22 protein-coding genes and 2 pseudogenes are annotated in these 26,192 nt (G+C 76.3%); 12 read left to right on the top strand and 12 right to left on the bottom strand.

The annotated features are described in order from the left end of the window. Positions 1–87 precede the first annotated feature (87 nt). The 5 genes and pseudogenes from JOD57_RS02185 to JOD57_RS02205 all read left to right on the top strand — a co-directional run bounded on the left by JOD57_RS02185 (position 88) and on the right by JOD57_RS02205 (position 5,677). Positions 88–2,640, top strand: coding sequence for a DEAD/DEAH box helicase (locus JOD57_RS02185; RefSeq protein WP_204690403.1), 2,553 nt, complete (start codon positions 88–90; stop codon positions 2,638–2,640). 192 nt (positions 2,641–2,832) lie between these two features. Continuing rightward, a pseudogene (locus tag JOD57_RS02190) lies at positions 2,833–3,216 on the top strand (GNAT family N-acetyltransferase); the annotation flags it as partial. Positions 3,217–3,294: 78 nt separating this feature from the next. After that, the gene (locus tag JOD57_RS02195) at positions 3,295–4,077 is read left to right on the top strand and encodes a sulfite exporter TauE/SafE family protein (RefSeq protein WP_204690405.1); all 783 of its coding nucleotides are present in this window, start codon (positions 3,295–3,297) and stop codon (positions 4,075–4,077) included. Further along, positions 4,074–4,838, top strand: a complete 765-nt coding sequence (locus JOD57_RS02200) for a sulfite exporter TauE/SafE family protein (RefSeq protein ID WP_204690406.1) — start codon at positions 4,074–4,076, stop codon at positions 4,836–4,838. The genes JOD57_RS02195 and JOD57_RS02200 overlap by 4 nt, the downstream gene beginning before the upstream one ends. A 95-nt stretch (positions 4,839–4,933) precedes the next feature. Then, complete coding sequence (locus tag JOD57_RS02205; RefSeq protein WP_204690407.1) at positions 4,934–5,677, top strand: hypothetical protein; 744 nt, start codon at positions 4,934–4,936, stop codon at positions 5,675–5,677. A gap of 13 nt (positions 5,678–5,690) precedes the next feature. Here the strand turns inward: JOD57_RS02205 and JOD57_RS02210 are convergent, their stop codons facing one another. From JOD57_RS02210 to JOD57_RS02230, 5 genes are all read right to left on the bottom strand, one after another. Beyond that, on the bottom strand, positions 5,691–6,116 hold the full coding sequence (locus tag JOD57_RS02210) for a hypothetical protein (RefSeq protein ID WP_204690408.1): 426 nt from the start codon (positions 6,114–6,116) through the stop codon (positions 5,691–5,693). Positions 6,117–6,563: 447 nt separating this feature from the next. Further along, positions 6,564–8,234, bottom strand: a complete 1,671-nt coding sequence (locus JOD57_RS02215; RefSeq protein ID WP_204690409.1) for an alpha-amylase family protein — start codon at positions 8,232–8,234, stop codon at positions 6,564–6,566. A 141-nt stretch (positions 8,235–8,375) separates the two neighbouring features. Continuing rightward, positions 8,376–9,449 (bottom strand): TIGR03885 family FMN-dependent LLM class oxidoreductase, encoded by a 1,074-nt coding sequence (locus tag JOD57_RS02220; protein WP_204690410.1) that lies wholly within the window; start codon positions 9,447–9,449, stop codon positions 8,376–8,378. A gap of 60 nt (positions 9,450–9,509) precedes the next feature. Then, positions 9,510–10,172 (bottom strand): hypothetical protein, encoded by a 663-nt coding sequence (locus tag JOD57_RS02225; RefSeq protein ID WP_204690411.1) that lies wholly within the window; start codon positions 10,170–10,172, stop codon positions 9,510–9,512. A 5-nt stretch (positions 10,173–10,177) separates the two neighbouring features. Further along, positions 10,178–11,095 carry a helix-turn-helix domain-containing protein gene (locus JOD57_RS02230; protein WP_204690412.1) on the bottom strand — a complete coding sequence of 306 codons (918 nt, stop codon included), beginning with the start codon at positions 11,093–11,095 and terminating at the stop codon, positions 10,178–10,180. A gap of 104 nt (positions 11,096–11,199) precedes the next feature. Between JOD57_RS02230 and malQ the strand changes: the two genes are divergently transcribed. After that, a complete protein-coding gene (gene malQ / locus JOD57_RS02235) occupies positions 11,200–13,095 on the top strand; it encodes a 4-alpha-glucanotransferase (RefSeq protein WP_204690413.1) in 1,896 nt (631 codons plus the stop codon). A gap of 49 nt (positions 13,096–13,144) precedes the next feature. Here malQ and JOD57_RS02240 read toward each other — a convergent pair whose 3' ends face one another. Beyond that, positions 13,145–15,778 carry an ExeM/NucH family extracellular endonuclease gene (locus JOD57_RS02240; protein ID WP_307824387.1) on the bottom strand — a complete coding sequence of 878 codons (2,634 nt, stop codon included), beginning with the start codon at positions 15,776–15,778 and terminating at the stop codon, positions 13,145–13,147. A gap of 231 nt (positions 15,779–16,009) precedes the next feature. Here JOD57_RS02240 and JOD57_RS02245 point away from each other — a divergent pair, with 231 nt between their 5' ends. Both JOD57_RS02245 and JOD57_RS02250 read left to right on the top strand, forming a co-directional pair. Then, entirely contained in the window at positions 16,010–16,336 is a 327-nt protein-coding gene (locus tag JOD57_RS02245; protein WP_204690414.1) for a hypothetical protein, read from the top strand. Between the two features lie 76 nt (positions 16,337–16,412). Then, a complete protein-coding gene (locus JOD57_RS02250; RefSeq protein ID WP_204690415.1) occupies positions 16,413–16,616 on the top strand; it encodes a hypothetical protein in 204 nt (67 codons plus the stop codon). A 179-nt stretch (positions 16,617–16,795) separates the two neighbouring features. Here JOD57_RS02250 and JOD57_RS02255 read toward each other — a convergent pair whose 3' ends face one another. Continuing rightward, a complete protein-coding gene (locus JOD57_RS02255; protein WP_307824388.1) occupies positions 16,796–17,950 on the bottom strand; it encodes an MFS transporter in 1,155 nt (384 codons plus the stop codon). Positions 17,951–18,087: 137 nt separating this feature from the next. On the opposite strand from JOD57_RS02255, the gene JOD57_RS02260 reads away from it, so the two are divergent. The 3 genes from JOD57_RS02260 to JOD57_RS02270 are packed head-to-tail and all read left to right on the top strand — an operon-like array spanning position 18,088 to position 19,755. Next, positions 18,088–18,516, top strand: a complete 429-nt coding sequence (locus tag JOD57_RS02260; protein ID WP_204690416.1) for a hypothetical protein — start codon at positions 18,088–18,090, stop codon at positions 18,514–18,516. A gap of 51 nt (positions 18,517–18,567) precedes the next feature. Further along, the gene (locus JOD57_RS02265) at positions 18,568–19,428 is read left to right on the top strand and encodes a DUF998 domain-containing protein (protein ID WP_239568061.1); all 861 of its coding nucleotides are present in this window, start codon (positions 18,568–18,570) and stop codon (positions 19,426–19,428) included. A gap of 51 nt (positions 19,429–19,479) precedes the next feature. Next, positions 19,480–19,755, top strand: coding sequence for a pyridoxamine 5'-phosphate oxidase family protein (locus tag JOD57_RS02270; RefSeq protein WP_204690418.1), 276 nt, complete (start codon positions 19,480–19,482; stop codon positions 19,753–19,755). Positions 19,756–19,927: 172 nt separating this feature from the next. Here the strand turns inward: JOD57_RS02270 and JOD57_RS27180 are convergent, their stop codons facing one another. From JOD57_RS27180 to JOD57_RS02280, 3 genes and pseudogenes are all read right to left on the bottom strand, one after another. Then, a complete protein-coding gene (locus JOD57_RS27180) occupies positions 19,928–20,509 on the bottom strand; it encodes an EamA family transporter (RefSeq protein ID WP_372440295.1) in 582 nt (193 codons plus the stop codon). Continuing rightward, positions 20,494–21,009: pseudogene (locus JOD57_RS27185) on the bottom strand (DMT family transporter); the annotation flags it as partial. The gene JOD57_RS27180 and the pseudogene JOD57_RS27185, both read right to left, overlap by 16 nt. Continuing rightward, entirely contained in the window at positions 20,942–21,691 is a 750-nt protein-coding gene (locus JOD57_RS02280; RefSeq protein ID WP_204690419.1) for an SDR family oxidoreductase, read from the bottom strand. The pseudogene JOD57_RS27185 and the gene JOD57_RS02280, both read right to left, overlap by 68 nt. 86 nt (positions 21,692–21,777) lie before the next feature. On the opposite strand from JOD57_RS02280, the gene JOD57_RS02285 reads away from it, so the two are divergent. Beyond that, entirely contained in the window at positions 21,778–23,352 is a 1,575-nt protein-coding gene (locus JOD57_RS02285; RefSeq protein ID WP_204690420.1) for a UDP-N-acetylglucosamine 1-carboxyvinyltransferase, read from the top strand. A gap of 76 nt (positions 23,353–23,428) precedes the next feature. Here JOD57_RS02285 and JOD57_RS02290 read toward each other — a convergent pair whose 3' ends face one another. Both JOD57_RS02290 and JOD57_RS02295 read right to left on the bottom strand, forming a co-directional pair. Then, entirely contained in the window at positions 23,429–24,181 is a 753-nt protein-coding gene (locus JOD57_RS02290; protein WP_204690421.1) for a DUF5995 family protein, read from the bottom strand. Positions 24,182–24,227: 46 nt separating this feature from the next. Further along, on the bottom strand, positions 24,228–26,153 hold the full coding sequence (locus JOD57_RS02295) for a PucR family transcriptional regulator (protein WP_204690422.1): 1,926 nt from the start codon (positions 26,151–26,153) through the stop codon (positions 24,228–24,230). Positions 26,154–26,192: the final 39 nt, after the last annotated feature.

The raw sequence follows: 26,192 nt of genomic DNA on the forward strand, positions 1-26,192 counted from the left end.
ACAGGTGTCGTGACCGGATCGTGACCGGGACCGTCCGGCGGCCCGGCGGCGGGAAGGCCGCGCGGGTCGGGCACGCTGCACGGCACGATGACCGCGACCGCGCCCCTCCCCCTCCTCGACGACCCCGGCGACCTCTCCGCGCTGCGGGCCGGCGGCGCCGACCCCGATGAGCTGTTCACGTCCTTCGCCGCGTGGGCCGAGGCGGGCGGCACGCCGCTGTACCCGGCGCAGGAGGAGGCGCTGATCGAACTGGTCAGCGGCGCGAACGTCGTCCTGGCGACGCCGACCGGCTCGGGCAAGTCGCTGGTGGCCACCGGCGTGCAGTACGCCGCGCTGGCCGGCGGACGGCGCAGCTTCTACACCGCCCCGATCAAGGCCCTGGTCAGCGAGAAGTTCTTCGCGCTGTGCGGCGTCTTCGGCGCGGCCAACGTCGGCATGCTCACCGGCGACGCGGCGGTCAACCACGACGCCCCGATCATCGCGTGCACCGCGGAGGTGCTCGCGAACATCGCGCTGCGCGAGGGCCCCGACGCCGACGTCGGGCTGGTGGTCATGGACGAGTTCCACTTCTACGGCGACCCCGACCGCGGCTGGGCCTGGCAGGTGCCGCTGCTGGAGCTGCCGAGGGCCCAGTTCCTGCTGATGAGCGCCACCCTCGGCGACGTCACGTTCCTCCGCGAGGACCTCACCCGGCGCACCGGCCGGCCCACCGCGCTGGTCGCGAACGCCGAGCGCCCGGTGCCGCTGCACCACTACTACGCGACGACGCCGATGCACGAGACGATCCAGGAGCTGCTGGACACCAGGCAGGCGCCGGTCTACGTCGTCCACTTCACCCAGGCCTCGGCGCTCGAGCGCGCGCAGGCGCTGATGAGCGTCAACGTCTGCTCGAAGGAGGAGAAGGCGGCGATCGCCGAGACGATCGGCGGCTTCCGGTTCTCCTCGGCCTTCGGGACGACGCTGTCGCGGCTGGTCCGGCACGGCATCGGCGTCCACCACGCCGGGATGCTGCCCAAGTACCGGCGGCTGGTGGAGCAGCTGGCCCAGGCCGGGCTGCTCAAGGTCATCTGCGGCACCGACACCCTCGGCGTCGGCATCAACGTGCCGATCCGCACCGTCGTCTTCAGCGCGCTGTCGAAGTACGACGGCACCCGCACCCGGCTGCTCCAGGTCCGCGAGTTCCACCAGATCGCCGGCCGCGCCGGGCGGGCCGGCTACGACACCGCCGGCACCGTCGTCGTCCAGGCGCCCGAGCACGAGGTGGAGAACCTCAAGCAGTTCGCCAAGGTGTCCGACGACCCCAAGAAGCGCCGCAAGCTCGTGCGCAAGAAGGCGCCCGAGGGCATGGTGCCCTGGAGCGAGGCGACGATGAGGCGGCTGATCGAGGCCGAGCCGGAGAAGCTGACCAGCAACATGCGCGTCTCGACGTCGATGGTCCTCGACGTCGTCGACCGGCCGGGGGACCCGTTCGTCGCGATGCGCCGGCTGCTCACCGAGAACCACGAGCCGCGCAGGAAGCAGCTGCAGCACGTCCGCGAGGCCATCGGCATCGCCCGCTCGCTGCTGCAGGCCGGCGTCCTGGAGCGGCTGGACCCGCCGGAGCCGGACGGACGGCGCTACGACCTGACGCTCGACCTGCCGGAGGACTTCGCGCTGAACCAGCCGCTGTCCACCTTCGCGCTGGCCGCGATCGAGCTGCTGGACGCCGAGTCGGACACGTTCGCGCTGGACGTGGTCTCGGTGATCGAGGCGACGCTCGACGACCCGCGGCAGGTCCTCGCCGCCCAGCTGAACAAGGCCAGGGGCGAGGCCGTCGCGCGGATGAAGGCCGAGGGCATCGAGTACGACGAGCGGATGGAGCTGCTCGAGGAGATCAGCCATCCCAAGCCGCTCGAGGAGCTGCTCGGCCACGCCTACGACGTCTACCGGCAGACCAACCCGTGGGCCGCGGACGCGCAGCTCTCGCCGAAGTCCGTCGTCCGCGAGATGTGGGAGCGGGCCTCCACCTTCCGCGAGTTCGTGAACACCTACGGGCTGACCCGGTCCGAGGGCGCCGTCCTGCGCTACCTGTCGGACGCCTTCAAGGCGCTGCGCTCGGGCGTGCCCACCGCCGCGCGCACCGACGAGGTCACCGACGTCGTCGAGTGGCTCGGTGAGCTGGTCCGCCAGGTCGACTCCTCGCTGCTCGACGAGTGGGAGCAGCTGACCAGCCCGGACGCACCGCTGGACGAGCCGGTCGCCGTCCCCGCCCGGCCGCGGCCGCTCACCGGCAACGAGCGGGCGTTCACCGCGATGGTGCGCAACGCGCTGTTCCAGCGGGTGCAGCTGTGGGCCCGCCGGCGCTGGTACGACCTCGGCGAGCTCGACGCCGGCTCCGGCTGGGACGCCGAGCGCTGGGGCGAGGTGGTCCGGGCCTACTTCGACGAGCACGACGAGCTGGGCACCGGAGCCGACGCCCGCGGTCCCGCGCTGCTGGTCTGGGACAAGGGGACGCCCGGCGTCTGGCGGGTGCGGCAGGTCCTCGACGACCCGGCCGGCGACCACGACTGGGGCATCGACGCCGAGGTCGACCTGGCGGCCTCCGACGAGGAGGGGGCGGTCGTGCTGCGCGTCGTCGACGCCGGCCGCAAGGACTCGTGACCTGGCGGCACCGCACCACGCCGCGGCTGCGCTTGGACGCCGTCGTCCCCGGCGACCTCGACGAGCACTTCCGCCTCCTGTCCGACCCGCGCACCTGAGCCCACCTCCCCTCGCGCCGGCTCACGTCCCCCGAGCAGGTCGCCGTCCGGATCGAGCACTCGCTGGAGGACTGGGTGCACGCGGGGCTACTGGACCGCCCGCCTGCGCGACGACGCCGACGTCCCGGGGCTGCGACCCGGCCAGGTGGTGGGCACCGGCGGCTGCGCGTGCCCGCCCGGCACCTCGTGGTGGAACCTCTACCACCGCTCCACCCCTCCGGCGTGGGGCCGCGGTCTGGCCGCCGAGCTCGTGGCCGCCGCCCTGGACGCCGCCCGCGCCGTCGCCCCCGACCGGCCGGTCGTCGCCTACCTGCTGGAGCACGACGTCGACTCCCGGGGGCGGGCGGAGCGGGCCGGGCTGAGGCTGGTCTGGCGCGGTCCGGACGCCGGCAACCCCGACCCGGCCGCCGTCCGGCTGGTCCACGCCGACCGTCGGCTCGACCCGGCGGTGCTCGAGCGCACCACCGCGCTCGCCTGACCGGTGTCGCCCGGGCGGCCGTCCCGGCCCCCACGCCCGTCGCGGGGAGCGGCGTGCCAGGCTCGACGCGATGACCGCATGACCGTGCTGGAGATGCTCGCGGTCGCCGCTGCCGGGCTGGCCGCGGGCTCGATCAACGCCGTCGTCGGCTCGGGGACGCTGGTGACCTTCCCGGTGCTGCTGGCCACCGGGCTGCCCCCGGTGACGGCCACGGTGACCAACACGCTGGGGCTGGTGCCGGGCAGCGTCAGCGGCGCGGTGGGCTACCGGCGGGAGCTGGCCGGGCAGCGCGGCCTGGTGCTGCGGCTGCTGCCGGCCTCGGCGCTCGGCGCGCTCACCGGTGCGGTCCTGCTGCTGCACCTGCCCGCGGCGGCGTTCGAGGCGGTGGTGCCCGCACTGGTGGGGCTCGCCGTCGTGCTGGTCGCCGTGCAGCCGCTGCTGTCGCGCCGGCTGGCCACCCGCCGCGCGGCGGCCGGCACGCCGGTGCCCCGCGCACGCGGGTGGCGGCTGACCGGCCTGGTCGGCGCCGCCTACGCCACCGGCGCCTACGGCGGCTACTTCGCCGCCAGCCAGGGCGTGCTGCAGATCGGCCTGTTCGGGCTGCTGCTCGCCGAGCCGCTGCAGCGGCTCAACGCGATCAAGAACGTGCTGACGTCGACGGTCAACGCGGTCGCCGCCCTCGCCTACGTCGTCGTCGCCACCGACCGGGTCGACTGGACGGCCGCCGCGCTGGTGGCCGCGGGGTCGGTGGTGGGCGGCACGGTCGGCGCCCGCTACGGCCGGCGGCTGCCCGCGGCCCTGCTGCGGACGGCGATCGTCGTGCTCGGCTGCGTCGCCATCGGCGTGCTGGTGACCCGGTGAGCCCGCTCGAGTGGGGCCTGCTCGTCCTCGCCGGGGTGGGCGCGGGACTGGCCGGCAGCGTCGCCGGGCTGGCCTCGCTGGTGAGCTACCCGGCGCTGCTGGCCACCGGCCTGCCGCCGGTGACGGCGAACGTGACCAACACGGTGTCCCTGGTGCTGACCAGCGTCGGCTCGATCAGCGCCTCCCGGCCGGAGCTGGCCGGGCAGGGCCGGCGGCTGGCACCGCTGGTGGCCGCGGGCGTCCTCGGCGGGGCCGCGGGCGCCGCGCTGCTCCTGCTCACCCCGGCCGCGGCCTTCGAGCGGGTGGTGCCGTGGCTGATCGGCGGTGCGGCGCTGGCCATCCTCCTGCAGCGCCCGCCGGCCGAGCTGGCCGCCGAGGGCCGGCGCGCGCACGGGCGGCGCGACCCGTGGTGGCTGGCGCCGGGCGTCGCCGTCGTGGCCGTCTACGGCGGCTACTTCGGCGCCGCGGCCGGCGTCCTCCTCCTGGCCCTCCTCCTGCTGGGCACCGGCGAGGGCCTGCCGCGTGGCAACGCGGTGAAGAACGTCGTCCTCGGCACCGCCAACGCGGTGGCCGCCGTCGGCTTCGCGCTGCTGTCGCCGGTGGCCTGGAGCGCGGCCCTGCCGCTGGCGCTGGGCTGCCTCGTCGGCGGCCGGCTGGGCCCCCGGGTGGTCCGCCGGGCGCCGCAGACGGCGCTGCGCCGGCTCATCGCCCTCGCCGGGCTCGGACTCGCCGTCGTGCTGGCCGTGGAGGCCTACGCCTGACCCGGTGTGGTGCTCGCGGGCGCAAAGGGCCAGGCTGGTGCCCTGTCCGTCACCGGACGAGCAGCGGGACGACGACGGGACGAGGGAAGGCGACGGTGGAGACGAGCGATGCTGCGGGACGGTTCCTCGAAGCGCTGCGCGAGCCCGCGCCGCCGGGTGAGGACGGTCCCGAGATGGTGCCCTCCCGGCTGTCCCGGGCCTGCGCGCACGCGGTCGGGGTGGACGGCGCCGCGCTGAGCATCCACGAGGGAGCCGGGCTGCGGACGCCGATCGGCGCCAGCGACCACGACACCGCGCACGCCGAGCAGCTGCAGTTCACCGCCGGTGACGGTCCCTGCCTGCGCGCGCACGACACCGGCAGCGCCATCGTCTTCGACCTCGACGACATCGCCCGCAACTGGCCCGACCTGCACGCCGCGATGCTCGGCGAGACGCCCTACCGCGCCGTCTTCTCGGTGCCGCTGGCGCCACCCCTGGGTCCCACGGTGATCGTCGACCTCTACGCCCGCGAGCCCGAGACGCTGACGAAGGTCCCGCGCGACGACGTCGAGGCGGTCGTGGTCACGCTGACCGAGGAGCTGGTGCGCGCCTCCGGGGCGGTGCCGTCCGACGACGGTGCCGCCCGGTGGTGGGACTCCCCCGCGGCCCGGCGCCGCAGCCGGGTGTGGCAGGCCACCGGCGTCGCGACGGTCGCGCTCGGCATGGACGTCGTCGACACCCTCGCCGTGCTGCGGGCACACGCCTTCGTCACCGGCCGGGTGGTCGACGACGTCGCCGACGACATCGTCACCGGCCGGCTCGACCCCGCGGACCTGCGCGAGGACGCCCGCGGGCAGTGAGCGCCGGCGGGGCTCAGCGGCCGACGTAGGCGGCGAGGAAGAGCACGAAGGCGCTGCTGCCCAGCAGCAGCCGGGCCGGGGTGAGCCCGTTGATCAGCCCCGCGGTGGCCTCCACCCAGGCGGGCCGGATGCTCGCCTCGCGGGCGCCCCGGCGCACCAGCCGCACCTCGTCGGCCAGCAGCGCGGCGGCCGCGCCGAGCATGGTCAGCCCGACGACGAGGAAGACCAGCGCCAGTCCCTCGCCGAAGGCGTCGGCGCGCCCGGCCAGCAGCAGGACGGCGACCAGCCCGGCGAGCAGGCCGACGAACGCCCCGGCGGCCGGCGCCCACGGGCCCATCCGCGTGAGCGGGTCGCGGCGGCGGGGACGCGGTGCCGGCGGTCGGGCGGTGACCGGCCCGGTCGCGTGCGGGCCGGTGTCGTCCGGGGCGTCCGCGGGCACCGGTGGGACGGGACCGGGCGTCGCGGGCGCGACGACGGTGGCCGGCCGGGGCACGGGCGGCGGGCCGGGCGCCGGACCCGCCGCGGGACCGGACCCGGCCGGGGCGCCGGGGGCACCGAGTGGGCCGGCCGGGGCCGCGGTCGCGCCGACGGCGGTCGCACCGGCCGGTCCCGCCGTCGTGGGTCCGGGTGCGCCGGAGGTGCCGGCGGGTGCCGGGACGGTCACCGGGGCGGTGGGCGGCCCGGACGGGACCGGGGCGGACGGGACCGGGGCGGACGGGGCGGGAGCGGCGGGATCGGACACCACGGTCACGCTAGGCGCGACCCCCGTCGGTCCCCGCAGGCCCCCCGGGCGCGGCGGGTCCGGACCCGTGGCCGGCCGGGTGATCACGGCGCGCGGCCACGCGCCGTCCCGGCGGCATGACCGGCCGTCGCGGGAACCCGCAGCTCAGAGCAGGCGCCGGCTGTCGCCGGCCACGACCCGCAGCCAGCGGTACCCGAAGCCGTCGAGGGTCAGCTCGACCGCGCCGTCGTCGCCGATGACCGTCGACTCGGTGACCAGCAGGTCCTCCAGCCGGTGCGAGGCGTCACAGCCGTCGAGCACGAGCGGCACGGTGCGCGGCTCGGCGCCGAGGTTGTGCACCGCCACCAGGGTGCCGTCGTCCCACTCGCAGACGTGCGCGAGGACCGCGGCGTGCGGCTGCTCGAGCACGCGGAAGGAGCCCCAGCCGAGCTCGGGGGACTCGCGGTAGCGGCGGATGAGCAGCTTCATGAACGACAGCAGCGAGTCCTCGTCGCGGCGCTGGTCGGCGACGTTGACGAACTCGGGCGCGAAGCCGCCGGAGACCACCGGACCGGGCAGCGCGTCGGGGTCGGCGCTCGAGAAGCCGCCGTTGGGGCCGGCCGTCCACTGCATCGGCGTCCGGACGGCGAGGCGGCCCTCGGCGGAGAGGTCCTCGCCCATGCCGATCTCCTCGCCGTAGAAGAGCACCGGCGTCCCGGGCAGCGAGAACAGCAGGCTGTAGACCATGCGGACGCGGCGCGGGTCGCCGTTCAGCATGGGCGGCAGCCGGCGGCGCAGGCCGCGGCCGTAGACCTGCATCCGCTCCTCGGGGCCGAAGGCGGCGAAGACCTCCTCGCGCTCCTCCTCGGAGAGCTTGTCCAGGGTCAGCTCGTCGTGGTTGCGGACGAAGGTGGCCCACTGGCTGTCCGGGTCCACCTGCGGGCGGCCGGTGAGCGCCTGCACCAGCGGGCCGGCGTCCCCGCGGGCCATCGACAGGTAGAGCGCCTGCATGCCGATGAAGTCGAAGAGCATGGTCAGCTCGTCGCCGTCGCCGCCGCCGAAGAACTCGCGCTGCTGCTCGTGCGGCAGGTTGACCTCCCCGAGCAGCACCCCGCTGCCGGTGCGCCGGCCCAGGAAGGAGCGCAGCGCGCGCAGGTACTCGTGCGGGTCGGCGAACACGTCCTCGTCCCCCTCCTGCGTCTCCAGGAAGAAGGGGACGGCGTCGACGCGGAAGCCCGACAGGCCCAGCTGCAGCCAGAAACCCATGATCTTGGCGACCTCGTCGCGCACCCGCGGGTTGCTCACGTCGAGGTCGGGCTGCTCCTTGTAGAACCGGTGCAGGTACCACTCCCCCGTCTCCTCCGACAGCGTCCAGATCGAGTCCTCCTGGTCGGGGAAGACGACCTGGTCGCTGGTGTCCGGCGGCTCGTCGGCGCGCCACACGTAGAAGTCGCGGTACGGGGAGTCCTTGCTGGCCCGCGCCGACTCGAACCACGGGTGCCGGCTGCTGGTGTGGTTGACGACGAGGTCGGCGATCACCCGGATGCCGCGGTCGTTCGCCGTGCGGATGACCTCGACCAGGTCGCCGTGCGTGCCCAGCCGCGGGTCCACGCCGTAGAAGTCGGTGATGTCGTAGCCGTCGTCGCGCTCGGCGGTCGGGTAGAAGGGCATCAGCCACAGGCACGTGACGCCGAGGTCGGCCAGGTGGTCGATCCGCTGGGCCAGGCCCGCGAGGTCACCGCACCCGTCGCCGTTCCAGTCCAGGTAGGTCTCGACGTCGAGGCAGTAGACGACCGCCGTCTTCCACCACAGGTCGGCCGTGTCGGTGATCCGCATGTCGAGCGAGCCTGTCGATCACCCGCACCGGTGGCAAGTGGACGCCGTCGGCTCGTTCCGGCCGCCCCCCGCCAGTCGATCATCGGCTGCGTGCACGCGACACGCGCGGACACGCCGGCGCGAGCGGCACGCAGCCGAAGGTCAACGCGCGGGCGGCCGACCCTCCGGCAGGACGGTCGGCTGCACCGGCTCGGGCTCCTGCCGCGGACGGCGGGGCCCACCCGGGCCGTCGAGCGCGACGGCGGGCGCCGGCCGGGTGACCCCCAGCTGCGGCAGCACGTGCTCCCCGAAGGCGTCGAGGAACGGCTTCTGCTCCTTGCCGACGTGGTGCAGGTAGACCTCGTCGAAGCCGAGCTCGACGTACTCGGCCAGCCAGGCGGCGTGCTGCCCGAGGTCGGAGCTGACCCGGACGGCGCCCTCGACCGCCTCCTGCGGCGTGTACCGGCTGGCCTGCTCGAAGGCCTCCGGGCCGTCGAGGTCCCAGCACAGCGGCGGCGGGAAGGTGTTGGTGAACCACTGGTCGTAGGCGATGGCCGTCGCGCGCTCCGGGTCGGGGTCCCAGCACAGGTGCACCTGGAGCACCAGCCGCCCCTGGCCGCCCGCGTCCCGGTAGGCGCCGACCAGCTCGCGCAGCGTGTCGTGCGGCTGGTTGATGGTGATGAAGCCGTCGGCCCAGTCGGCGTGCCGCCGCGCCGTCGGGACGCTCATCGCCGGCCCGATGAGGGCGGGCTGCTGCTCGGGCAGCGACCAGATCCTGGCCCGCTCGACGTCGACCAGCCCGCGGTGGGTCACCTCCTCGCCGGCCAGCAGCGCGCGGATGACGTCGACGCACTCGCGCAGCCGGGCGTCGCGGACCCGCTTGGGCGGCCACGGCGTGCCGGTGATCCGCTCGTTCATCACCTGCCCGCTGCCGAGCGCCATCCAGAAGCGGCCGGGGAACATCGCCGCCAGCGTCGCGGCGCCCTGGGCGATCACCGCCGGGTGGTAGCGCTGCCCCGGGGCGTTCACCACGCCGCAGGGCAGGCCGGTGGTGGCCAGCGCGGCCCCGAGCCAGGACCAGGCGAACCCCGAGTGGCCCTGCGCGTGGTTCCAGGGCGCGAAGTGGTCGGAGCACATCGCCGCGGTGAAGCCGACCTCCTCCGCGTGCTGGACGGCGGCCAGGAGATCGGCCGGGTGCACCTGCTCGTGCGAGTTGTGGAAGCCGATCACTGTCATCGGTCGTGCCTACCGCAGCCGGGGCCCGCCGGCCAGGGGACGGCGAGGTGCCGCAGACGCTCAGGCCAGCAGGTCGGCCACCCGCGCCGGGGCGGTGGCGACGTCGAGGTGGGCGCCGCGGCCGTCCCCAGCCACCGCCCAGCCCCGCGCGCGGGCGGCCGCGGCGTCGCCGTCGTAGGCCGGCGACAGGTGCACGTACCGGGGCTCGCCGGACACCCCGGGCACCGGGACGCCGACCGACCACAGGTCCGCCGGCAGCCGGTGCCCTTCCGCGAGGACGGCGCTCCGCACGGCGTCGTCGGGCAGCAGCTGCGTCATCGCGTCGGGACCCCACCACGTCGTCCAGTCGGCGACCCGGCCGTCGTCGGCGACCAGCGGCGCCACCAGCTCGCGCACCTCCGCCGGCCAGTGCCCCGTCCCCTCGTCGGGCAGGACGGCGTCGAGCCACACCACCCGCCGGGCGCCGACGGCGGCGGCGACCAGCGGCAGGACGATGCCGGCGCCGGAGAACCCGACGACGACGTCCGCGGCGACGTCCACCGCAGCCGCCCACCGCCGCGCCCAGCCGGCCGCCGACGGGCCCGGTGCCGCGGGGTCCTGGACCTGCCCGCGCAGGTCGGGGACGGCGGCCGTCGCACCGCGGCCGCGCAGCTCGGCGGCCAGGGGCCCGAGGACCGCGGGGCCGAGCAGCGGCGGGTGCACCAGCAGCCAGGTGTCGTCCACGGACCTCAGGGTGCCCCGCGCAGGGCGGCGATCCACCACTCCACGGCCGGCACCGCCGGCTCGAACGGTGGCCAGCCGTTGAGCACGCCGAGCAGCTGCCAGTACCGCTCGACGCGGGCGTCGGTGAAGGTGGCCAGCCGGTCGGCGAGCGCGGCGCGGCGTCCCGGCGCGGTCGTCCGGCCGTCGTCGAGCAGCTCGGCCACCAGCGCCTCGGCGGCCGGGCTGCCCGGCGCCACCCCGTCGGCCAGCGCGCGGCGGCCGAGGATCTGCAGGCGGCCGGCGTCCACCCCGGGGTCCGGCTCCCCGGGAGTGGCGCCGGCGCCGGCGACGGCCATCCGGCGCACCCGCGCGGCGAACGAGTCGTCGGCGACCAGGCGGGCCAGCTCCAGCCAGGCGGCGACCTGCTCCGGGCCGGGGTCCTCGGGCAGCTCGGCCGGCAGCGACCGCATGGGCCCGGCCAGCCCGGCGCCCGGGGCGTCGTCGGGCAGGCCGGCGAAGGCCCGGTCGACGAACCCGTCGATGATCTGCTGCCGCTCGCGGGCGGACAGCGCGGCCAGGTCGGACACGATCCTCATCTCCTCGGGGGTGGTGCCGGCGCGGGCGACGACCTGCAGCAGGGTCCGGCGCAGCCGCAGCAGGCGGATCTCGGCGTCGAGGGCGCGCACGTGCTCGGCGGCGACCTCGGCCACCGTGCGGCGGGCGGCGAGCAGCTCCCGCACGGCGGTCAGGCCCAGGCCCAGCTCGCGCAGGGTGCGCACCAGGTCCAGGCGGGCGACGGCGGCGGCGTCGTAGAGGCGGTAGCCGCCGGGCGAGCGGGCCGGCGGGTCGACCAGGCCGGCGTCGGTCCAGAACCGCACCGTGCGCACGGGCACGCCGAGCCGGGCGGCCACCTCGCCGATCGTCCGGCGCGTCCCGTCGTCCACACCGGGGACCCTGCACCCTCCAGTCGCTGGAGGGTCAACCGGACGAGACCGGCACCACGTCCGTCTGCGCTGCGATCACCCCCGCGCCCCGTGAGGATCGGGGGGTGACACGCACCCCCAGCACCGACCGGTGGGGCATCGACGCCACCTGGCTCGACGCCCTCGACGAGGAACACGAGGTCGCCCAGGCCACGATCGAGCGCCTGCGGGAGGTGATCGGCGAACCGCCCGAGGACCTCGACTCCCGCGCTCCGATCGTCGCCCGCCCCGGCGACGTCCTGGAGGTCGACGAGGCCGAGGTGACCCTCGAGGACGGCTCCACCCGGCACGTCGACGGCGAGCTGCCCGAGGACTTCCCGCTGGGTTACCACTGGCTGCAGGTCCCCGACGGCCCGCGGCGCCGGCTGGTCGTCTCCCCCGGCCGGTGCTGGCTGCCCGAGGACCGCGCCTGGGGCTGGGCGGTGCAGCTCTACGCCACCCGCAGCCGCGACAGCTGGGGCATCGGCGACCTCGGCGACCTGCGCGCGGTCCGGGAGATGGCGGCCGGGCAGGGCGCCGGCTTCGTGCTCGTCAACCCGCTGCACGCCGTCGCCCCGACACCGCAGCAGGAGGCCAGCCCCTACCTGCCGGCCACCCGCCGCTTCCGCAACCCGCTGTACCTGCGCGTATCGGAGGTGCCCGGCGCCGACGCCGTCGACCTGGAGGAGGACGCCGGCCGGGCGCTGTCGGAGGGCGAGCTGATCGACCGCGACGCCGTCTGGGCCCGCAAGCGCGAAGTGCTGCGCCGGGTCTTCGACGCCACCGGCCGCGACGACCCCGCCTTCCCCGACTGGTGGTGGTTCCAGGGCCAGAAGCTGCAGGACTGGGCCACCTGGAGCGCCCTGGCCGACGTCCACGGCCCCGACTGGCACACCTGGCCCGAGGAGCTGCGCGACCCGCGCGGCGACGCCGTCGCCGCCTTCGCCGCCGAGCACGAGCACGACGTCGCCTTCCACGCCTGGCTGCAGTGGGCGCTGCACCTGCAGCTGGAGCGCGCGACCGAGGGCATGACCGTCATCCAGGACCTGCCGATCGGCGTGGCCGGCGGCGGCGCCGACGCCTGGACCTGGCAGGGCGTCCTGGCCGACGGTGCCTCGGTGGGCGCACCCCCGGACGCGTTCAACTCGCAGGGGCAGGACTGGGGCTCGCCCCCGCTGGTCCCGTGGCGGCTGCGCGAGGCCGACTACGAGCCGTTCGTCGAGTCCATCCGCGCCACCATGGCCGGCGCCGGCGGCCTGCGGATCGACCACGTCATGGGCCTGTTCCGGCTGTGGTGGGTGCCCTCGGGCGAGGGCACCGCCGCCGACGGCGCCTACGTGCGCTACCCGGCCGAGGACCTGCTCGACATCGTCGCGCTGGAGAGCCACCGGGCGCAGGCGGTCGTCGTCGGCGAGGACCTCGGCACGGTCGAGGACGGCGTCCGCGAGGCCCTCGCCGAGCACGGGATCCTCGGCTACCGGCTGCTGTGGTTCGAGGACGACGACCCGGCCGAGTGGCCCGCGGAGGCGATGGCCGCGATCAGCACGCACGACCTGCCGACGGTCGCCGGGCTGTGGAGCGGGGCCGACGTCGAGGAGCAGCGCGAGTACGGCACCGGCACCGACGAGGAGCTCGAGCGCGGCCGGAGGTCGCTGCTCGAGAAGCTGCCCGGGCTGCGGAGGAACGCGAAGCCGGAGACGGCGGTCCGGCGGGCGCACGAGCTGCTGGCCCGCGCACCGTCGCTGCTGCTGTCGGCCACCCTGGACGACGCGGTCGCCGAACGGCGCCGTCCCAACATGCCGGGGACCACCGACCGGCCCAACTGGTCGCTGCCGCTGCCCGTGCGCGTGGAGGACCTGGCCGCGCACCGGCTGCTGCAGGAGGTGGCCCGGACGCTGGCCGAGGGCGTGGCCGCTACCCGCGACCCGGAGGAGGACGCCATCGGCGAGCAGCCCGGCGGGGAGGCCCGCGAGGGCGCCTGAGGACGGACCCTGCCCCCCGACGCTCGCGAGCGTCGGGGGGCAGGCGTCCTCAGGACTCCGCGCCCTCCTGGTCCGCGGTGCCCGCGCCGCGGCCCGGGGTCAGGGTGTCGGTGCCCGGACCGCCGACCAGCGTGTCGTCGCCGGTGCCGCCGTCGAGGGCGTCGGCGCCGAAGCCGCCGAGCAGCGCGTCGGCGCCGTTGTCACCGGCGAGCGTGTCGTCCCCGGTGCCGCCGCAGAGCACGTCGCCGGCGTTGCCGCCGGTGATCGTGTCGTCCCCGCCCAGGCCCATGACCACGTCGGCACCGGCGGTGCCGGTGAGGACGTCGTCCCCGGCGGTGCCGCGGATCGTCGGGAGGAGGCCGTCGCAGCGCTCCTGCAGGTCGATCCCGACCAGCAGCGGGTCGTGGTCGCTGGAGCGGTACGGGTCCGGCGCGTAGAGCCCCTCGTCACCGGTGTACTGGTAGGCGGAGGACTCCACCGAGTTGACGTTCCAGTGCACCGCACCGGTCACCTTGGCGGTCAGCTCGGCGGTGGCCAGCGCGTGGTCGAGCGATCCGGACAGCGCGTCGAAGACGTAGCTGAACCGCTCCGGGTCCGACACCGATCCCAGGTCGGTGAGCCCCGCGCGCCGCAGGGTCTCGATCGGGTCCTCCTGCGTGTAGGCGTTGTAGTCGCCGAGCGAGACGACGTCGGGGTCGCGTTCGCGCAGCTGCCCGATGAACGCGGCCAGCGACTCCGCCTGCCGGACGCGGTCGCCGTTCCAGGCACCCTGCCCGTCCCCGGCGTCCACGTCGTCGCCGGTGGCGCCGGCCGGGGAGCCCTTCGACTTGAAGTGGTTGGCGACGACGGTGAACAGGTCCCCGTCCTTGCCGAAGGTCTGCGCCTGCGGCTCGCGGGCGTTGTCCCAGACGTCCTCGTCGACCAGCCCGACCGGGTCGCCGACCGGCTGCACGACGCCGGCCTGGTAGATGATCGCGTTGCGGATCACGTCGCGGTCGACCGCGTAGAGCTCCTCCGGCATCGGGACGAACGCCCACTTCTCGTACCCGGCGTCCGCGTTCAACCGCCGCACCAGGTCGGCCAGGGCGGCGTCGGCGGTCTCGGCGTAGCCGGTGGAGGCGGTGTCCTCGATCTCCATCAGCGTGACGACGTCGGCGTCGAGCGCGTCGACGGCCGGGACGATCTTCCCCGCCTGCTGCTCGAGCTCCGCCGGGCTGGTCGCGCCGCGGGCGCTCGAGCCGCTGAGGGTGAGGAAGTAGTTGAGCACGTTGAACGCGCCGATCCGCACGTCGCCGCCGACCTCGTCGGGCGCGCCGGGCCGGGTGTCCTGCGGGTCGAACGTGCCCTCCGCGGTGCCGTCGGCCGGCTGCAACCGCCAGGCGCCGAAGCCGTGGCCCAGGACGAGCGGCTGCCGGAAGGTCAGGACGTCGCCGACGCGGACCGGCGTGGTCGGCGACAGGTACGGCCGGGTGGTGACCGACACCCGCGCGCTGACGCCGTCGTCGAGCGTGATGCTGCGCCGGGCGTTCTCGGCGGCGATGGCCGCGGCCTCGGGGCCGGGCCGGGCCAGCTCGGTGGGCTGCACGAGGACGCCGCCCTGCGACAGGGTCAGCTCGCCGAAGCTGGTGAGGTCGAAGACCTCGCTGACGGTGAGGTCGTCGACGGGGTCGACCAGCACGCCCTCGAGCCGCTCGCGGGCGGCGTCGTCGGCGGGCAGGTCGAGCGGCGCCGGGTCGGGCAGGTCGGCCTCGGTGCCGTCGGCACAGACCACCGCGCTGCCGCCGGCGCCGACCTGCGTCTGCCCCGGCTGCCCCGGGTCCCCGCCGAACTCCTGGGCCTGGCCGGTCACCACGACCGTGTCGCCGAGGCCGACCGCCACGGGGCTGAAGACGAAGATCCCGTCGGAGGTGGCCGCGTCGCCGTCGCCGTCGGCGTCCTGCAGGTAGAAGCCCGACAGGCCGGGGACGTCGCCCACCACGACGCCGCGGACGGTGACCTGCTGCCCCGCCAGCGGTGTCACGGGACCGCTGCCCTGGACCGCGCCGATCTCGTGGGTCGGCGGTGAGTCGCAGGTGGTCGTCGGGGTCGGCGTCGGCGTGGCGGCGGGGTTGACAGTGCCGCGCGTGGCGGCGGCCGGCCCGGCCCAGACCAGCGCGTCCGCCGCGGCGTCGTGGGTCCGTGACAGCGACTGGGTGGCCGAGGTGCCGTCGCCCTCGGCCACCCCGATGTCCGTGCTCGGGGTGGAGGCGGCCGGGCCGTTGGTCGCGGTGAAGGTCCCCTCGTAGGAGAGGAACTCCAGGACGCCGTCCGGGCCGACCAGCGCGAGGCCGTCCGGAGCACCGTTCTGGATGCCGGTCCCCGGACCGCTCACGGTGACCACGGCGGGGGCGTCGGCGGGCGCGGTGACCGGGGGCAGCGCGAGCGTGCCGTAGGAGGCTCCGCCGGAGCCGTTGTAGAGGACGACCGAGAGGCCCGCGGAACTCGTGCCGGCCGGGAGCTGGACCTCGACGAACTCGTTCGCGTCGGCACCGGCGTTGTCGTAGTGGATCTCGGAGATGAACGGCGTGGCCGGCGGGGCGGCCTGGGCGACCGCGGGGAGGCCGACGACGGCGAGGGACGCGGCAGCGGTGCCGAGTGCGGCGCGGCGCGCGAGCACGCACCGGGAGCCGGGGGATGAGCGCACGGAGGACCCCTTCGAGCGGTACCGGGACGTGAGCCGGGCTGACCGTCCACGGAGCCCTGCCCGGCAACGGGACGTGACGGTCAGGTGACTCCGTGCGCTCAGTGTGACCCGAGGGCACCTCGGCACGCCAGGTGGACGAGTCGACACGCGCCGTGACCAGCGCGAACGCCGGGACCGCCGACCCGAACACGTGTTCGACGGTCGTGCCAGACTGCCGGGGTGGCTGGCGGGATGCACCGGGGCAGGTCGCGACCGTCGCTGGGCGAGCGGGCCGCCGGCTCGGGCGTCGGCCCGCCACCGGGGTTCGACGCGCCCCCGGTCGACCCCGCTCCCCCGCCGCTCCCGGTCGGCGGCGGGCCCTCCGCGCGGGAGGACCCCGGCCGGCACTGCTGGGTGCACGCCCCGCCCGGCGCGCCCGGCACCGTGCCGGGCCTCCTGGTGGAGTGGCGGCAGCGCCCCGGCGGCTGGCAGGGGCGGGTGGCCTACGCCGTGCCCGGCCCGCACGGCCCGGTACTGGTCGAGGCGTGGCTCCCGGCCGGGTCGCTCGAGCAGCGGTGAGCGGGTTTCCCCCGCGGCGGGGCGGCTATGGCCTCCGGTCGAGACCGATCGACGACGACGCAGCGGAGGTACCGCGATGACCACCCCACCCGACCGCCCCACCCTCGACGACGTCATGGACACCGAGGAGTCGGCGCCCAGGGACCGCCAGGAGCACGGCAAGACCGACCCGCGCCCGAACGACGAGGCCCTGCAGCACCGCACCGAGCAGGAGCGCCAGGCGGTCGACTCCGACGACGCCGACCCGGCCGGCGCCGAGTTCCACGCGGCCACCGACTGAGGAAGGACCCTCCTGCCTCCACGCCTCGCAGGCTCGGCGCGGGCCCCTGCAGGACGGCCGTTCCAGCACCTCACCGGGCTCGGCGCGGGCCCCTGCAGGAGGGCCGTTCCAGCACCTCACCGGGCTCCGCGCGGGCCCCTGGACGGGCGGGCGCCGGCCGGCGCCGGCGCCCGCCCGCGTCAGCGGCCCGGCAGGCTCCGGCTGCGGCCGAGCAGCAGGGCCAGCACGAGCGCGCCGCCCACCCCGGTCCCGGCCACGGCGACCGCCCCGGGCCACCCGGCGCTCGCCCAGGCCTCGCCGGCCAGGGTGCCGCCCACCGAGGACCCCGCGTAGTACCAGAACGAGTACAGCGAGGCCGCCTGCCCGACCGCCCGCCCGCCGAGCGCCGCGCGGGCGGCCACCCAGCCGCTGGCCACGCCGTGCGCGGCGAAGAAGCCGACGGTCAGGACCGCCAGCCCGGCGACGAACAGCGCCAGCGGCGCGGCCAGCGTGAGCAGCAGGCCGGCCCCGGTCACGACGATCGCGACGGGGACGACGACCCGCCGACCGACGCGCTCGGCCAGCCCCCCGGCCAGCGGCGAGCTCACCGAGCCCAGCAGGTAGGTGAGGAACACCAGCCCGGCCAGCGTCGGCGACAACCCGTACGGCTGCGCCTCCAGCCGGAACGTGCCCGCGTTGTAGACCGCGACGTTGCCGCCCATGAGCAGCGCGGCCAGCCCGTAGAGCCCGAGCAGCACCGGGTCGCCGAACCCGCGGGCGAGCTGCTGCAGCACCGGCGTCCCGCGCGGCACCGGCACGAAGCGGCGGGACGCCGGCAGCAGCACCCAGACGGCGGCGGTGCAGGCCACCGCCAGGACCGCGATGGCGCCCAGCGCCGTCCGCCAGCCGCCGAGGTCGGCCAGCGCCCCGGCCACCACCCGGCCGCTCAGGCCGCCGATCGCGGTGCCGCCCACGAACAGCCCGATCGCCCGGGAGCTCACCGAGGCGTCGAGCTCCTCGCGCAGGTAGGCCACCCCGACGGCGGGCAGCCCGGCCAGCGCGAAGCCCTGCAGGCCGCGCAGCACCAGCAGCGGTTCCCACGCCGGCACGAGCGCCAGCAGCACCGCCAGCCCGGTGGCCGTCGCGAGCGCGGTGCGCAGGACGCGGGTGCGGCCGATCCGGTCCGACAGCGGGCCGAGCACGAGGAGTCCGACCGCCAGCCCCGCCGTCGCCGCCGAGACCGACAGGGTCGCGGCGGCCGGCGAGACGCCGAAGGCGCGGGTCAGCTCGGGCAGCAGGGCCTGCGGCGCGTAGAGGAGGGCGAAGACGGCGAGCCCGGCGAGGAACACCGCCACCGACGCGCGGCGCAGGCCCGGCTCCCCGGCGCGGTGACCGTGCGGCAGCCCGGGCCCTCCCCCGGTCAGCGCCGCGGCCCGGGCGGGACGGGGAGGCGGCGCACGGCCCCATCGTGCCTGCCTGCTGGGATGGGCCGGTGCCCCGCCTGCTGCCCGCCGACGTCGCCTGCTGGGTGGTGAAGACCGCCCGCCCGCCGTCGGCCGTCGTCCCCGGCTGGCGCGCCGGCGAGGAGCACGCGTTCTCCCGCTGCCTGCGCCGCTCCTACCGGCTGGAGCTGATGGCACCCGGCCAGCCGGTCCTGCTGTGGCTCTCCGGCCGCGACCGCCCGGGCGTGCACGCCGCAGGCGTGGTGGCCGGGGAGGTCACCGAGGACGCGGGCGGGCCGTCGGTGCACGTCCGGGTGACCCTGCTGCCCGCCCCCGTCCCGCGGGCCGACCTGCTGGCCGACCCGGTCGCCCGTGACGCCGAGGTGCTGCGGATGCCGGCGGGGAGCAACCCCTCGTACCTGACGCCCGCCCAGTACGCCGCCGTCCTCGCCCACCTCCCCGGGCGCCGCCAGCGCTGAGGCACCACCCGGGGAGACCACGGGGAGGCTGGGACCATGGACCGTGTGCCGATGAGACGGATCGCCGGGGGTGCCCTCGCCTGGCTGCTGACGCTGCAGTTCTTCGTCGTCGAGACGGTCGTCCAGCTGCGCGCCGGCCTGCCCTACTCCCGCTCGGCCGACGTCGTCAGCGCGCTCGGCGACGCCACCTGGCCCGGCTCGGCGCTGATGAACGCCTCCTTCGTCGTGCAGGCCGGTCTCATCGGCGCCGGCGCGGTGGCCCTGCTCCCCGCGCTCCGCGGCAGGGCGGCGCGCCCGGCGGTGGCGCTGCTGGGGACGGCGGCGCTCGGCGTGCTGCTGGTCGGCGTCTTCCCGCGGCTGACCTCCCCGTCGCTGCACACCGCCGGCGCCGCCCTGTACCTCGTGGGCGGCGGGCTGGGGCTGATCGCGCTGGCCTACGCCGTCCGGCCGTGGTCGGAGGCGCTGGGCACCACGCTGGCGCTGCTCGGCCTGTTCGGGACGGCGATGACCGTCTTCTACGGCGCCGGGGTGGTCGGGTTCCTCGGCGAGGGCGGCACCGAGCGGGCCGCGGCCTACGTGCTGCCGGTCGGGCTGGCGCTGGCCGGGCCGACGCTGTGGCGGTTCACCCGCACCCGCACCCGCCCGACGCCCGACGCCGACCGCCCCTCCCGCCGGGAGCAGAAGGCGCGGCAGCGGGAGCAGGAGCGCGACGCCCGGGCCCGCGCCGCCGCCGAGCGCGACGACGCCCTCGAGGCCGCCGGCCGCCGGTCCGCGGCGACGCCGGAGCGCCCCGCCGCGCCGGCCGCGCCGGTGACCCGCACCGCCGCCGACGACCGCGCCGACGACCGCGCCGACGACGACCTCGACCCCGAGGACCCCTGGGCCGATCCCCGCCGGCGCCGCGGGCAGTAGCGCGGTCCGGAACCGGTCGCGGCCGGTCCCCGCCCCGGCCACGATGGGGGCATGACCGCCGCGGAGACCGGACCCACGCTGGAGGAGCTCCCCGCCGACGAGTGCCACCGGCTCCTGGCCACCCAGGAGATCGGCCGGCTCACGGTCAACGCCGAGCACCACCCGCTGGTCGTCCCGGTCACCTACGCGATGGACGGCACGACGATCGTCATCCGCACCTCGCCGGGCACCAAGCTGGCCGCGGCCGACCACGCCAACGTCACCTTCGAGGTCGACGAATCGACCCGCGCACCCGCAGCGGCTGGAGCGTGCTGGTCCGCGGCGTAGCCGAGGAGGTCGGCCCCGGGCACCGCGCCGAGCTGGTCGCGCGCACCGAGGCCACCGGCGTGCAGCCGTGGGCGCCGGTCGAGCACGGCCGCTGGCTGCGGGTCATCCCCACGTCGGTGAGCGGGCGGCGGATCGTGCCCGGCGAGCTGCCGCCGGCGGTCGACCCGCGCGCCTACCTCCAGGCCGCGGTCCCGACCTCGGCCCCGGCCACCGCCGGCGCCGGCCTGCGCACCCGCCCGCGGCTGCGCGCCAGGGCCACCCCGGCGAGGCAGACGGCGCCACCGGCGACCGCGAGCGCGGGCGGCACCTCGTCGAGCAGCAGCCACGACGGCAGCACCACCAGCGGCGGCACCAGGTAGGTGGTGACGCCGAGCCGGCCGGCCGGGGTCCGCGCCAGCGCGGAGGCCCACGTGCTGAACGCCAGCGCCGTCGGCACGACACCGGGGTAGACCGTCCCGAGCACCGACGACGCCGGCGCCGCGGCCGCTCCTGCGCCAGGACGCCGGCCCACGGCAGGCAGCGGACCGCGCCGATCGCGCAGGCGGTGAGCGTGACCTGCAGCGGCGGCAGCCGGCGCAGCACCGGCTCCTGCGCCACCACGCCGACCGCGTAGGTGACCGCCGCGACCAGGCACAGCACCACGCCGGCCAGGTCCGCCCCGCCGTCGCGCCCGGCCAGGCCGATCAGCAGCACCCCGGCGAAGGCGACGACCAGGCCGGCCACCAGCCGCCGCGGGAAGCCCTCGCCCAGCCACACCCCGGCGAGGACGGCGATGAGGATCGGGCCGGTGTTGACCAGCATCGCCGTCGTCCCGGCGTCGAGGTGCTGCTCGGCGGCGTTGAGGGCGACGTCGTACACGCCGAACCAGGCCGCCCCGCAGACGGCGACCAGACCCCACTCGCGACGGGTCGGTGCCACCCAGCCGCGCCGCAGGGACAGCAGGGCGAGCACCGCCGTCCCGACCAGCAGCCGGCCCAGCGCCAGCGGCCCGGGCGAGAGGTCGTCGCCGACCGCGCGGATGCCGATGAACGCCGAGGCCCACGCCAGGACGGTGACGACGACGGCGGCCGGCACCGGCGCGGCAGGACTCCGGGTCACGTCCCGACCCCAGGTGCCGGGGACGACGGCCGGCCGGCGGTTCCCGGACGTGGCAGCCCGGGTGCGGAGAAGGGCAGGGACGCCGCGCTCAGGCGCGGAGGTGCTCGGCGTAGGTGCGCCGTCCCCGCTCGGCGCGCGGCCCGGGCAGCACGCCACCCTCGCGGAAGGCCGCGCTGAGCCGGCCGGGCAGCGGCGTGGCGACCACGTGCACGCCCGGCTCGCGGGCGGCCGCCCACGCCCGCGCCAGGTCGGCCGCCGTCAGCACCTCCGGCCCGCCGAACTCGACGACGTCACCGGTGGCCGGCCGTCCGGCCACCTCGGCCAGGAAGCCGGCGGCCTCGGCGACGTCGACCGGCGCGGCCTGCCAGCTCATCGGCACCGGCAGCACCGGCCCGCGGCGGGCGGTGGCGAGCATCTCGTCGACGAAGGTGTGGAACTGCGTGATCCGGACCAGCGTCACCGGCAGTCCGGAGGCCAGGAGCACCTGCTCGGCGGCGAACTTGGCCCGGTAGTAGCCGTAGGGGACCCGGTCGACGCCGACGATCGAGACGTACACCAGGTGCTGCAGCCGGCCGCGGTCGAGCGCCTGCACCAGCCGGCGGGTGCCGGCGACGTCGACCTGCCAGGGGTCCCCGCGCGGGTCGCTGGCGGCGTGCACCACCAGCTCCGCCCCGGCCGTCGCCTGCGCGAGGTCGCGGCCGGTGGCGAGGTCGCCGCGCACCCCGCCCGGCCCCGTCCCGCGGCGCGACATCTGCCGCACCCGGTGCCCCGCGCCCTGCAGCGCGGGGACCAGCGCACGGCCCAGCTGACCACTGCCTCCGGTGACCAGTACGTCCACTCCTGCAGTGTGGCCGGACCGGTCCGCCTCGTTCCACCGGCGCGCCCCTGCGGGGGCATCTCACCTGCGAGATAACGTGGCCTCCCGTGACGGCGACCGACCCGACCCCTCCCGCGACGTCCGCGCCCTCGGTCCTCGCGGCCGGCGCGACCCACCGGATCGGCCTGCTGGTGCGCGACGCCCGGCGGCACCGGGGGCTCACCCAGCAGCAGCTCGCCGAGCGGCTGGGCACCAGCCAGAGCGACGTCGCCCGCATCGAGCAGGGCGGGCAGCACCTCACCCTCGAGCTCCTCGGCCGGCTCTCCGACGCCCTCGACAGCGAGCTGGTCGCCGTCGGGCCCGCCGGTCCCACGCACCTGCGGGTCACCGGAGGCACGCCGCTGCGCGGCAGCGTCACGGTGAAGTCGTCGAAGAACGCCGCCGTCGCCCTGCTGTGCGCCTCGCTGCTCAACCGCGGCCGGACGACGCTGCGCAACGTGGCCCGCATCGTGGAGGTCGACCGGATCCTCGACGTCCTCCGCTCGATCGGCGTCTCGGCCACCTGGGACGACGCCGGCCGCGACCTGACCCTGCAGGTGCCCGACGAGCTGGACCTGGCCGGCATCGACGCCGATGCCGCCCGGCGGACCCGCAGCATCATCATGTTCCTCGGTCCGCTGCTGCACCGGGCCCGCAGCTTCCGGCTGCCCTACGCCGGCGGCTGCGACCTCGGCACCCGCACCGTCGAGCCGCACATGATCGCGCTGCGCCCGTTCGGCCTGGCGATCGAGGCGCACGCCGGTGAGTACCACGCCCGCGTGGACCCGACGGCCACCGCGCGGCGCACGATCGTGCTGACCGAGCGCGGGGACACCGTCACCGAGAACGCGCTGCTGGCCGCCGCCCGCACCGAGGGCACCACGGTCATCCGCAACGCCAGCTCCAACTACATGGTCCAGGACCTCTGCCTGTACCTGCAGCTGCTCGGCGTCGGCGTCGAGGGCCTCGGGACGACGACGCTGACCGTGCACGGCTGCACCGTCCTCGACGCCGACGTCGACTACACGATCAGCGAGGACCCGGTGGAGGCGATGAGCCTGCTCACCGCCGGGATCGTCACCGGCTCCGAGCTGACCGTCCGCCGCGCCCCGGTCGAGTTCCTGGAGATCGAGCTGGCCGTGCTGGCCGAGATGGGGCTGCGCTACACGCTCTCCCCGGAGTACCGCGCCGACAACGGGCACACCCGGCTGGCCGACGTCACCATCTCGCCGTCCCAGCTCAAGGCCCCGATCGACAAGATCCACCCGATGCCGTTCCCGGGCCTCAACATCGACCACCTGCCGTTCTTCGCGGTCATCGCCGCCTCGGCCACCGGCTCGACGCTCATCCACGACTGGGTCTACGACAACCGCGCCATCCACCTGTCGGACCTGACCCGCCTGGGCGCCGACGTCCGGCTCATGGACCCGCACCGGGTGCTCGTCACCGGCCCGACCCGCTGGCGCAGCGCCGAGGTGGTCTGCCCGCCGGCGCTGCGCCCGGCCGTGTGCATCCTGCTGGCGATGCTGGCCGCGCGCGGCACGTCGGTGCTGCGCAACGTCGACATCATCGCCCGCGGCTACGAGCACCTCTACGAGCGCCTGGTCGAGATGGGCGCCTCCATCGAGGTCTTCTCCGACTGACGCCCCCGTCGAGATCGCGTGATCTCGTCCGTCCCGGGCACTCCCGGCGGACGAGATCGCGCGATCCCGCCAGGGGTCAGCGCTCCTGGGCCGCCGGCAGCTCGACGCCGAAGCCGCGGACGGCCAGCCGCAGCAGCACCGGACCCGGACGGCGCAGGTCGTGGACCCGCGCGGCGCTGACCGCCTCGAGCTGGGCGACCCGCCGGGCGTACGCCTCCGGGCCGGCCAGCCGCGCCTCGTGCAGCACCATCGTGTTGGCCCAGACCTTGCGCCGGGACTCGCGCAGCAGCACCTTCGCCGCCGTCCGGTTGGCCCCGGCCAGGAGCCGGTCGACCGGCGTCCGCCGGCTCCCGGCCGCCTGCAGGGCGACGTCCTCCTCCGCCACCCGGCCGGCCAGGACGGCGTCGATGCGCTCGTGGTCACGGCGCCGGCGCTCGAGCACCGCCGCGTCGGCGAGGTCGGCCGGCCCGATCACCCGCACCAGCGACTGCGGCAGGTCGAAGTTGATGTGCGCGTTCATGCCGAGCAGCACGTGCCCCTCCGGCCGGGTGGCCGGGCCCGTGCCGAACGCCTCGCGCCAGGGCGCGGGCGGGGCGGCCGGGTCGCGGCGGTGCGCCTCCAGGGCGTCGAGGTAGAGCCCGGCGAAGTCGACGTCCCAGGCGGTCACCCACTCCGGGTCCTCGAACAGCCCGCCGTCGATCGCGGCGTCGACCGCCCGGGTGGTGCGCAGGTAGGTGCCGAGGAAGAAGCGCCCCGGGTCGCCGGCGGCCTCCAGCGCCGACAGCAGCTCCTCCATCCGGCCGACGAGCTCCTCCACCGGTGCGGTCACCCCGCCGATGGTGCCCGAGCCCGGGGGCACCCGCCCCCGGGCGTCCTCAGACCAGCGCGTCGAAGCCGTCGTCGGGCGGCAGCAGACCGGAGTCGACCGGCGGCCGGTGCGGCTGGTCCAGCCCGCGCATCCGCGCCGCGTGCAGCGCCAGCAGGAGGTTCAGCCGCAGCGTGGGGTCGGTGGTGAAGGGCCCGAGCAGCCGCTCGAGCTTGCCGATGCGGTAGCGCATCGTGTTGTAGTGGAAGTGCAGCCGGCGGGCCGACTCGGCCACGTTGAGGTTGGTCTCCAGCAGCACCCGCAGCGTCTCGCGCAGGTCGGCGGAGTCGGGGTCGGCGGCGTCGGCCAGCGACCCGAGCACCTCGTCGACGTAGGTGCGCAGCTCCGTGCTGTCGGGGATGAGCGACAGCAGCCGGAAGACGCCGAGCTGGTCGAAGTGGGTGACCGCGGCCGTCCCGTGGATCTCCTGGCCCACGCCGAGCGCCCGCTGCGCCTGCTGGTGGGCCTCCCCCAGCGCCGAGAGCGACAGCGCCGGGCGGCCGATGCCGGTGGCCAGCACGCGGCCCACCCGGCGCACCCGCGCGTTCACCCGCGAGGTGACCGCGGTGACCAGGGCGGTGATCTCCTCCGGCGACCGCTCGTCGAGCGGGAGCACCGTGACGATCTCGGTGGACAGCCCCGCCACCGCGGCGCCGGAGACCTCCGACTCCAGCGCCGCCCGCCAGCCGTCGGCCAGCCGGTCGAGGACGTCGAGCGCGCGGGTGGGGTCGGCCTGCGGATCGGCGGCGGTCTCGGTCGCGGTCACCAGGACGACGACCGGGCCGTCGAGCCGCCAGCCGAAGGAGCGGGTCTGGGCCAGGGCCCGCTCGGTGTGCCGCAGCGACCCGGCGACCAGCCGGCGCACCAGGTCGCCCTGGAAGCGCAGCTCGACCGAGTGCACGGCCTGCTGCCGGATGACCGACAGCGCCGAGACGACCGCGGCCCGCTCGAGGACACCGCCGGCGCCGACCACCATCTGCCCGGTCCGGTGGACGGCGACCAGCCAGCCGTGCCGCTGGTCCCCGGCCATGATCGGCGCGACGGCGTACTCCCCGATGCCGCCGGGCAGCTCGTGGTGGCCGGGGACGAGCAGGATGCCGTCGGCCGGCGAGAGGTCGGCGTCGGCGAGCACGTCGGCCGGGGTGACGACGGTCTGGTCGGCGCGCACGCCCGAGACCCGGCTCGAGGGCGCCATGAGGGCCAGCTCGTCCTCGGCCTCGGCGTCGAGCAGCCACAGCCAGTCGCTGATCTCGGCGACCTCGCCCGGCGGGCCAGCGGTGGTGACGATCTCGCGGTCGGGCCCCAGGCCCAGCACCGCGGCGCCCTCGAGGAAGGTGGCCAGCTGGTCGGTCACCTCGGCCAGCCCCCCGCCGGAGAGCGCGACGTCGATGAACTGGTCGTGCATGCGGGCCGAGAGCACGAGCGCCTCGCCCTGCTTGCGCACGACCGCGCCCAGCACCTCCGAGACCGCCTCGTCCAGCCGGACGGTCGCGGGCAGGGCGACGACGGGCAGCCCGCGCCGGTCGGCCTCGGCGAGCACCTCGGCCGGGACCGGCGGCGGCCCCTCGGTGCGGCGGTAGGCCAGCGCGGCGGTGCCGAGCTGGTCGAGCCGCTCGACCAGCGCCCGGCAGTCGGCGGGGTCGGCCGGGGGCAGCCGGGCACCCAGGACGACGAGGACGTCGGGGGCCGCGGCGGCCAGCGGTGCCGCCGGGTCGTCGACGACCATGTGGCGGACGACCCGCTCCACGCCGGCCCGTCCGGCGACCACCTCGGCACCGGCCAGCCGGGGCAGGTGCAGGGCCTCGTCGACCCGCAGACCGACCCGGTCGCGCCACCCGGACCGCTCGTCGCGGGCCGCGGCGGTCCGGGCCGCGCCGGTGCCGTGCCACCTGCGCTGGAACGGCAGTGGTGCGGCGGCGTACAGCCCTGAGGTCATCGAGACCTCACCCTGAGTCACGACTCGCCCTCCTCGTCG

Source organism: Geodermatophilus bullaregiensis (assembly GCF_016907675.1).
GTDB lineage: Bacteria > Actinomycetota > Actinomycetes > Mycobacteriales > Geodermatophilaceae > Geodermatophilus > Geodermatophilus bullaregiensis.